The 1,553-nt window shown below is 45.9% G+C and carries 2 protein-coding genes; both read left to right on the top strand.

Features of this window, described 5'->3' with window-relative positions; translation table 11 throughout:
- The first annotated feature begins 81 nt into the window (after positions 1-81).
- Complete coding sequence (locus QMD03_10065; GenBank protein ID MDI6777556.1) at positions 82-354, top strand: hypothetical protein; 273 nt, start codon at positions 82-84, stop codon at positions 352-354.
- 341 nt (positions 355-695) lie between these two features.
- Positions 696-1,553 (top strand): hypothetical protein (locus QMD03_10060; protein MDI6777555.1); only part of this gene is annotated, 858 nt, incomplete at its 3' end.

The following is a 1,553-nucleotide window of genomic DNA, read 5'->3' as shown; positions in this document are numbered from 1 at the left end:
CCCCGAAAGGGGGGAGAGGGCGGGGTGAGGGGGAATAGTAGACCGTGTTCTCAACCGTCCGAGAATAAGAGAAAGGAGGCGATGTTTTGTGAGATTGCAATTAACCATCGAGGTATGGAAAAAAGGAAATTGGTATTTGGCAAGGACACCAGAGTTGGATTTTATCTCACAGGGTATGACACAGGAGGAAGCAAAAAAAATCTTTTAGAAGTGGTAAAAATACAATTTACAGAGATGAAAGAGATGGGCACTCTTGAAGACTACCTTCTGGAATGTGGTTTTGAAACAAAGGATAATGATATAATGCCCCAGACCGAGATGGTTGGATTTGAAAAATCTGTGGTTTCAGTATAGTTATGCCTCGAATAACTCCGGTCGATTACAAGACTCTTTTAAAGGTTCACATCATATCCTGACTTACGTTGGTGCAAAACGGGCAATAGTAATCCCGGAATACGATGAAATAGATGTAGAAATCATCAAGAACAACATGCGAACTGTGGGTATGACAAGAGAGCAATATTTTGAGTTACTCCTGACTTTCGCCAGTTATTTAGAATCAATTGATTTTATTGATAAATAGAGTTTATTATGTATAGCCTAATTTATATGAATGCGAACATCACTTTTTATACGATTAATAGTAAGAATTCTCTTGACAAGATCACAATTATATTATATTGTATATCCTAATCATGGCTTCCCTTCTCAAAAAGATCATTAAGGGTAGACCCTATTATTATGCCGTGGTCTCTAAGCGGATCAATGGGAAACCCAAAATTGTCAAACAGACTTATCTGGGAACGGCCGAGGCCATTATCAAAAGGCTTACGACCATTCCCGATCCTCTGGAGGTCGAGCACACCGCTTTTGGGGAAGTCGCTGCCCTTTGGGCCCAGGCTGAAGAACTCGATCTGATCCACCTGATCGATGGGGTGATTCCTCAGCATGGGAATCGGGAAGTCTCCATTGGAACTTTCCTGACCGTGGGAGCCATCAATCGAGCTGTGGACCCTCGAAGTAAGGATGGCGTAGGGCGGTGGATGAAGAAGACGGTCTTGGGGGATCTCCTGGGCCAGCCTGCCGGGGCGTTTGACAGCCAAAGCTTCTGGGATGCCATGGATTTGGTTGAAGATCATCATGTGGAGGCGATTGAGGAAAAGCTCTGGAAAAAGATTCTCACCCTTTATCGCCTTCTCACGGATGTCCTGCTTTGGGACACCACAAACTTTGCCACCCATATGGATGGTCTGACTTCCTCTGAGTTGGCCCAACGGGGAAAACCCAAGCAGGGGAGTTTGGACCAGAGGCTGATTGGTTTGGGAATGGCGGCGACGCCTGTGATCGGGCTTCCCTTTCTGCATAAGGTCTATGCCGGCAACCAGCATGATGCCAAACTGTTTCCGGAGGCCCTCCGTCTTCTGGTCAATCGCTATCAGCACTTGGCGAAGACCTCCGCTGGGCTCACCCTGATCATCGACAAGGGGAATAACTCTAAGGAAAATATTGAGTTTGGAAACGGCCAGGGCGTTTCTTTCATCGGAAGTCTTAAG

Source organism: Syntrophales bacterium (assembly GCA_030018935.1).
GTDB lineage: Bacteria > Desulfobacterota > Syntrophia > Syntrophales > CG2-30-49-12 > CG2-30-49-12.
The sequence above is the reverse complement of the archived record's forward strand: the minus strand, read 5'-3'. Positions and strand labels throughout refer to the sequence as shown.